A 7608-nucleotide genomic window follows, 5' to 3' on the forward strand; every position below is an offset into this window, starting at 1 on the left:
GCAGCTGCATCCCACCGGTGTGTGGCACCGCGTGCACCACCCCGATCGCGGCCGGCGTTGGCTGCGCACCCGCACCCGCAGCCGGCGCCGCGCCGATGGAAGTATCTGCGTCTACGGCATCAGCACCGACGTCACCGTCGAGCACGAGCGCGAGGCAGAGCTGCAGCGCGCACGCGACCAGGCCGAGGCGGCCAGCCTGGCCAAGAGCCAGTTCATGGCCAACATGAGCCATGAGATCCGCACGCCGATGAACGGCATCCTCGGCATGACCGAGCTGCTGCTGGGCACCGCGCTGACGGACACGCAGCGCCGCTTCGCGCAGGCGGTCTACCGCTCAGGCGAAAACCTGCTGGAGATCATCAACGACATCCTCGACTTCTCGCGCATCGAGGCCGGCAAGATGGAGCTGGCCGGCACCGACTTCGTGCTGCGCTCGGTGGTGGAGGACACCTTGGAGCTGCTGGCCCCGCGCGCCCACGAGAAGCGCCTGGAGCTCAGCTTCCGCGAGGCCGCGGGGGTGCCACCCCTGGTCCACGGCGACCCTCTGCGGCTGCGTCAGGTGCTCACCAACCTGGTGGCCAACGCGATCAAATTCACCGAGTCCGGCGAGGTCGTGGTCGACCTGCTGAGCCACGAGACACCGGGCGGCGCTTCGGACGGGGCGGCCGATGAGCGCAGGGTGGAACTGGAATTCATCGTCCGCGACACCGGCATCGGCATCGAGCCCGAGGTGCTGCCGCGCCTGTTCAGCCCGTTCACGCAAGCCAACAGCAGCACCACCAAGCGCTATGGTGGCACCGGGCTGGGCCTGGCGATCTCCCGCCAGCTTGTCGAGCTGATGGGCGGTCGCATCGACGTGCACAGCCAGCCGGGCCGGGGCTCCACATTCAGCTTCCGCGTGCCCGTCAGTGTCTCGCCCTTCTCGAACGCCGCGGCCGAGCTCGACGCGCTGGACATGCCCGCGCTGCGCGTGCTGGTCGTCGAGGACCACGAGACGAACCGTGCCGTGCTCGAGAACATGCTGGGCGCCTGGGGCCTGCAGGTGGGCGTTGCGGTGGACGGCCTGGCGGCCCTCGACCTCGTCGAGCGCGAGCACCGCGCCGGCCGACGCTTCGACCTGGCGCTGGTGGACATGCAGATGCCTCGTCTCAACGGTGTGCAGTTCGCACGCCGCTTGCGTCAGCATCCGGCCGGCACGACCACCAAGCTCATCTTGCTGTCATCGGTGTCCTCGCCGGACGATGTGCGGGTAGCGCACGAGGCGGGCTTCCAGCGCTTCCTGACCAAGCCGGTGCGCAAGGCCGAGCTGCGCCAGGCCATCCTGGGCGTGTCAGCCACGCCGGCCCGCTCCAGCGCGCCCGAGCCCCGCTTCCCGCACCGCGTGCTCGTCGTCGAGGACAACCCCGTCAACCAGGAGGTCATCCAGCAGATGCTGCGCCGCCTGGGCTGCCAGGTCCAGGTGGCGGCCTCGGGGCTGGAAGGCTTGCATGCCTTGTGCGAACATCGCTTCGACCTCGTGCTCATGGACATCCAGATGCCCGGCATGGACGGCGTGGACACCCTGCAATGGTTCCGGAAGGGCCCTGGTGGGCGATTCGCGTTCCTCACGCCGCCGCAGACCCCGGTGGTGGCCGTCACGGCCAATGCGCTGGGGGGCGACGAGGAGCGTTTCCTGGACCAAGGCTTCAACGACTACCTCTCCAAACCCTTCCGTCAGAATCAGCTCCTGGCCGTGCTGGCGCGCTGGCTGCCCGAGGCCGAGCCGCTGGCCGGCATTGCACCCGACGCCCCGCCCCCGCCTTCTTCTGCCCCTGCTGCGGAGACCGCCATGCGCAACCCGGATCCCGACGTCTTCGACCCCCAGGCCGTGCAGCGCCTGCGCGAGCTCGATCCCAAGGGAGACAACCAGCTTCTGGACCGGCTGTTCCGCACCTTCGAGGCCTCGCTGCAGCGCCTCATCCCCCAAATGGTGGAAGCGCACGAAGTGCAGGATCTGGCGACAATCCGGCTGACGGCCCACACGCTGAAATCCTCGTGCGCCAGCGTGGGGGCCCTGAAGCTGTCGGCCCAATGCGCCGAGATCGAGGCAGTGATCCGTGGCGGCGGCGCAGAACCGCTGGACGAGCGGATGGCCGCCGTGCGTGAGGAATCCGACCGTGTGCTCGCCAGCCTGAACGCCTATTTGCGCGACGCCTGAACCGCACCATGAGCTATTCGCCGTTCGCCGACGACATCGACCTGGAGCAACCCAAGGTGCTCCTGGTCGACGACGACGAGGTCAACCTCCTGCTGACCTCGATCGCCCTGCGCGAGCGCGGTTTTGCCATCACCGAGGCCTCCAGCGGCGAGAAGGCCCTGCGCATGCTGGCCGACTGGTCGCCCGACATCATCGTGCTCGACGCCATCATGCCCGGCATGGACGGCTTCCAGACCTGCCGGGAATTGCGTGCCACGCCGGGTTTCCATGCCATTCCGGTGCTCATGCTCACCGGGCTGGACGACGATGCCTCCATCACCCGCGCCTACGAGGCCGGCGCCACGGACTTCTTCGTCAAGTCCAACCAATGGAGCCTGCTGGCCGGCCGTCTGCGCTACCTGCTGCGCTCGGCCCGCACACGCCAGGCCCTGGAGCGCAGCAAGGCCCAGCTCGCCCGCGCGCAGGACCTGGCCCGCATGGGCAGCTTCGACTGGCATGTCGACAAAGGCACCCTGAGCTTCTCGGTCGAAGGGCTGCGGGTCTTCGGCATGGGCCCGGGCGATGCACTGGGCATGCGTGAAGTGCTGCACATGATCCCGCACGAGGAGCGCAAAGGCTTCCTGGCCATCTTGCGCGAGGTGCTGCGCCACAACACCGTGCTGTGCACCGACGTGCCCGTCCACCTCGCCGACGGTCGCCAGCGCATCGTGCACGTCGAGGCCGAGCCCGAATTCGACGAACACGGCAACCTCAGCCTGTACAACGGCATCGTCCAGGACGTCACCGACCGCCGCATCGCCGAGGACAAGATCAAGCACCTGGCCAACTTCGACTCGCTCACCGGATTGCCCAACCGCCGCCAGATCATCTGGCGGGCCGAGCGTGCGATCGAGCATGCCAAGCAGTTGCACCACCAGGTCGGCTTCCTGCTGATCGACCTCGACCGCTTCAAGATCATCAACGACACCCTCGGCCACGCCGCGGGGGACGACCTGCTGGTCGAGGTGGCACGGCGGCTGCGCGCCTGCGTGCGTCATTCCGACCAGGTCATCGACGCCCCGCTGGATGCCCTGGGTTCGCGGGCCCATCGCACGCTGGAGGCGGTGGGCCGCCTGGGCGGCGACGAATTCGTCGCCCTGCTGCCCGAGGTGGGCAGCGAGAGTGACGCCGAGCGCGTGGCCCATCGCATCCTCGAGGCCCTGCGTGAGCCGGTGCTGGTGGGCGGCCAGGAATGCTTCGTCACGGCCAGCGTGGGCGTGGCGCTGTTCCCGCGCGACGGGACCACGGTGGCTGACCTGCAGCGCAACTCCGACGTGGCCATGTATGCCGCCAAGAACCAGGGGCGCAACGCCTGCAGCGTCTACTCTCCACAGCTCGCCGGCATGGGGCGGGCCAAACTCGAACTCGAGTCGGCCCTGCACAAGGCCCTGGAGCGCGGCGAACTGGTGCTGCACTACCAGCCCAAGGTCGACGTGGCCACGGGCGCCATGATCGGGGCCGAGGCCCTGATGCGCTGGCAGCGCGGCGACCAGCTCATCTCGCCGGCCGACTTCATTCCCCTGGCCGAGGAGACCGGCCTGATCGTCCCGATGAGCTACTGGGCAATCAAAGAGGCCATCGGCCAAGCCTGCCGTTGGCAGCAGTCGCTCGGCACGGACCTGCCCGTGGCCGTCAACCTGCCCAGCCGCATGTTCCTGCGCACCGACCTCGTCGAGAGCATCCAGACCTCGCTGCAGGAACTGCAGGCCAGCCCCTGCTGTTTGCAGCTCGAGATCACCGAAACCGGGCTGATGAAAGACTTGCAGAACGTCATGCCCTGGCTGCGCCGGCTCAACCAGCTCGGCCTGGAGATCTCCATCGATGACTTCGGCACCGGCTATTCCTCGCTGGCCTACCTCACCACGCTGCCCATCGGCGAACTCAAGATCGACCGCTCCTTCGTGCGTGAGCTTGGCGTGCGTGCCGAAAGCGCCGCGGTGGTCACCGCCATCATCGCGCTGGCCCGCTCACTGAACCTGCGGGTGATCGCCGAGGGGGTCGAGACCATGCTGCAGATGGAAGTGCTCAGCCGTCTGGGCTGCAGCACCATGCAGGGCTATCTCTTCAGCCGCCCCTTGCCGGCGGCCGAGCTCGAACAGTGGCTGCGCCACACCGTGCTGCCGCGCCGGGCCGTCTGGATGCCAGACCCCGAGGCCGCCGTGACGGCCCCAGGCGCCGCCCGGCCCGGGTCCCCCCGGGTGGCCTCCTGAGGCCCTTGCCCCATGAGCTCCCTGCCATCGTCTCCCGATCCACGCCCGTCCGGCAACGCCACCCAGCCCGCCCCGCTGGGGGCCGTCCAGACCCCGGCCCAGATCGCCAAGGCGGCGCTGCGCCGGCTGGCGCTGGACCGGCTGGAGCCCACACCCGAGAACTACCAGCGCGCCTACCGCATCGAGGCTGGTGAACCTCCGGGCGCGCCGGCCCTGCCGCCGGCCGTGCAGCGCCTGATCGAGCGCCTGGCCCAGCGTCTGCCGGGCGGCCATGCCCCGTTGCTGGAGGCCCTGGCCCAGGGGCGCTACGAGCAGGCCGAACGCTGGCTGACCGAAATCCCCGAAGGCGGCGGCGACGCCCAGGCCTGGGCCAGCCTGATCCAGCGCCTGGTCAAAGGGGTGGAGCGCGGCGGCCGGCTGTGGACCAGCGCGCGCAAGAAGGACAGTCTGCAGCGTGTGCTGGCGGCCAGCCGGGGCGATCCGGCGCGCCTGCAACAGCGCCTGCAGCAGCTCGTGGCCGGCTGGGACAGCGACGGCGCCGGCGACACACCGGCCCTGGGCGACGACCCGGTGCTGGCCGAGGCCCTGGCGCGCGGCACGGCCCCACCCACCCAGCCGGCGCCGCTGGACGGCCCGGCCGATGCCGGCACCTCCAGCGGGCCCGAGGGCCTGGACCGTCGCTGGTCCGAGGTGGTCGCCGACCTGGCCCAGGCCATCGCGGCGGCCCTGCCCGAGGACGACCCCCGCTGCCTGCGCCTGCGCGCCCGGCTGGGCGACCTGCTGGCGCCGTTGGCCGAACTGCCCGACGAGGACCTGGCCGACGACTGGCGCGGCTGGGCCGGCGATGCCCGGCGCCTGCTCGAACACCGCGCCCACCTCACCGACCAGTTGCGCGGCCTGTGCGACGAACTCAGCGCCAGCCTGGGCGAGCTGGCCGAAGACGGCAGTTGGGTCCAGGGCCAGGCCAGCCTGATGCGCGAGCGGCTGCGCGAGGGGCTCACCGCCCGCACGGTGCGTTCGGTCAGCCACCTGCTGCAAGCCACCCGCAGCCGCCAAGGCGAGATCAAGGCCGAGCGCGCCCGCTCGCGCGACATGATCAAGCAGCTCATCAACAGCATGGTCCAGCGCATCGGCGAACTCGGTGCGCACACCGGGCGCTTCCAGGACCGCATGGACCGGTATGTGCAGGTCATCGAACAGGCCGACACCCTCGAGAGCCTGGCCGGTGTCGTGAAGGAACTGGTGGAGGACACCCGCAGCGTGCAGACCGCGGTGCACGACACCCACGAGCAGTTGCGCAGCGAACACGCCCAGGCCGAAGCCCTGCAGCAGCGCGTGCGTGAACTCGAGGCCGAGTTGCAGCGTCTGTCGACCGAGGTCTCCACCGACCCGCTCACCGAGATCGCCAACCGCCGCGGCCTGATCCAGGCCTTCGAGGTCGAGCACGCGCGCATGCAGCGACAAGGGGGCGAACTCGCCGTGGGCCTGCTGGACATCGACAACTTCAAGAAGCTCAACGACACCCTGGGACACCAGACCGGCGACGAGGCGCTCAAGTTCCTGGCCACTCATGTGAAGCAGGCGCTGCGCCCCATGGACACCGTGGCGCGCTACGGCGGCGAGGAGTTCGTCGTGCTGCTGCCCCAGACCACCGCCGAGGAGGCCCGCGTCGTGCTCACCCGGCTGCAGCGCACGCTGTCGGCCAACTTCTTCATGCACGACGAGCGCCAGGTCTTCGTCACCTTCTCAGCCGGCGTCACGGTGTTCCGCCCGGGCGAACGCCTCGAAGAAACCCTGGACCGCGCGGACGAGGCGCTCTACGAAGCCAAGCGCACGGGCAAGAACCGCACGTGTGTGGCGTGAACGCACCCTGCGACCGGCGTTGCACGCCGGCCGTGGCCTTCAATGGCGGAAGCGGTGAGATTCGAACTCACGAACGGTTGCCCGTTGCCGGTTTTCAAGACCGGTGCAATCGACCACTCTGCCACGCTTCCTTATCTATTCCGATGTGCCGCCCCAAGACTCTGCGGGACTTGATCCGCGTCAAGCCCCTGCCAGCGTCTTGCGCCGACGATCATGGCAAGAACCGAAGTTTACCTGCCTGGCAGCGCCAGGAAGGGGCGGCAGGGGCTTGAAACGGCGGCCGGCGGCCGTCACTTGTCGGGGTGCGGAGAAGACCAATGGTGCAGTTCAAGGACTACTACCAAGTGCTGGGCGTGCCGCGCGACGCCACCGCCGACCAGATCAAGCAGGCTTACCGGCGCCTGGCGCGCAAGTACCACCCCGACGTCAGCCGGGAGCCGGATGCGGCATCGCGCATGAGCGAGGTCAACGAGGCCTATGCGGTGCTGTCCGACCCGCAGCGGCGGGCCGCCTACGATGCCGTGGGCGCCGGCCACCGGGCCGGTGAGCCCTTCACCCCGCCGCCGGACTGGGATGACGGTTTCGAGTTCAGCACCGAAGGTTTCGAAGGCGCCGACCTTGGCGACTTCAGCGACTTCTTCGCCGAGCTGTTCGGGAGGATGGGCGCACGCGCTGCCCCGCGTGGCGCCCGCCCCTCGGGCGCCCGGGGCGAGGACCACCATGCCCGCATCGTGCTCGATCTGGCCGACGCCTGGCAGGGCGCGCGGCGGGAGATCACCTTGCGCAGCCCGCAGCTCGATGCTGACGGCCGGGTGCGGCTGGCTGCCCGCACCCTGCAGGTGCAGATCCCGCGCGGGGTACGGCCGGGCCAGTTGATCCGCCTGGCCGGGCAGGGGGGGCCTGGCCGCGGAGGGGCACCGGCGGGCGACCTCTACCTCGAAGTGCAGTTCCGGCCCGACCCGCGTTTCCGCCTGGATGGCAGCACCCTGGTGACCGAGTTGCCGGTGGCGCCCTGGGAAGCGGCTCTCGGCGCCGTGGTGCCCCTGGCCCTGCCCGACGGCCACACCCTGCGCGTGCGGGTGCCGGCCGGGGCGCAGAGCGGACAGCGACTGACCGTGCGCGGCCAGGGGCTGCCGTCGAGTCCGCCCGGCGACCTGGAGCTGGTGGTGCGCGTCGTCCTGCCCAGCGCCCACCATCCGAAGGCGCGGCAGCTCTACGAGCAGATGGCCGCGGCGCTGCCCGAGTTCGATGCGCGCCGGCAAGCCGCGGCCGACGCCGAATCCGGAGGGAACCGCCCAT

At 69.9% G+C, this 7608-nt stretch carries 4 protein-coding genes and 1 tRNA gene; 4 read left to right on the forward strand and 1 reads right to left on the reverse strand.

The annotated features are described in order from the left end of the window. The 3 genes from ACK42S_RS13245 to ACK42S_RS13255 all read left to right on the forward strand — a co-directional run. On the forward strand, window positions 1-2197 hold a 2197-nt coding region (locus ACK42S_RS13245), incomplete at its 5' end, for a response regulator (RefSeq protein WP_409708280.1). Window positions 2198-2205: 8 nt separating this feature from the next. Then, window positions 2206-4446, forward strand: a complete 2241-nt coding sequence (locus ACK42S_RS13250) for an EAL domain-containing protein (protein WP_409708283.1) — start codon at window positions 2206-2208, stop codon at window positions 4444-4446. 12 nt (window positions 4447-4458) lie between these two features. Beyond that, on the forward strand, window positions 4459-6309 hold the full coding sequence (locus ACK42S_RS13255; RefSeq protein WP_409708286.1) for a diguanylate cyclase: 1851 nt from the start codon (window positions 4459-4461) through the stop codon (window positions 6307-6309). Between the two features lie 43 nt (window positions 6310-6352). Here ACK42S_RS13255 and ACK42S_RS13260 read toward each other — a convergent pair. Next, window positions 6353-6440: transfer RNA gene (locus tag ACK42S_RS13260), tRNA-Ser, on the reverse strand. 189 nt (window positions 6441-6629) lie between these two features. On the opposite strand from ACK42S_RS13260, the gene ACK42S_RS13265 reads away from it, so the two are divergent. Further along, the coding region (locus ACK42S_RS13265; protein ID WP_409708289.1) for a DnaJ C-terminal domain-containing protein at window positions 6630-7608 on the forward strand (979 nt) is incomplete at its 3' end.

Source organism: Caldimonas sp. (assembly GCF_046289365.1).
Lineage (GTDB): Bacteria > Pseudomonadota > Gammaproteobacteria > Burkholderiales > Burkholderiaceae_C > Caldimonas.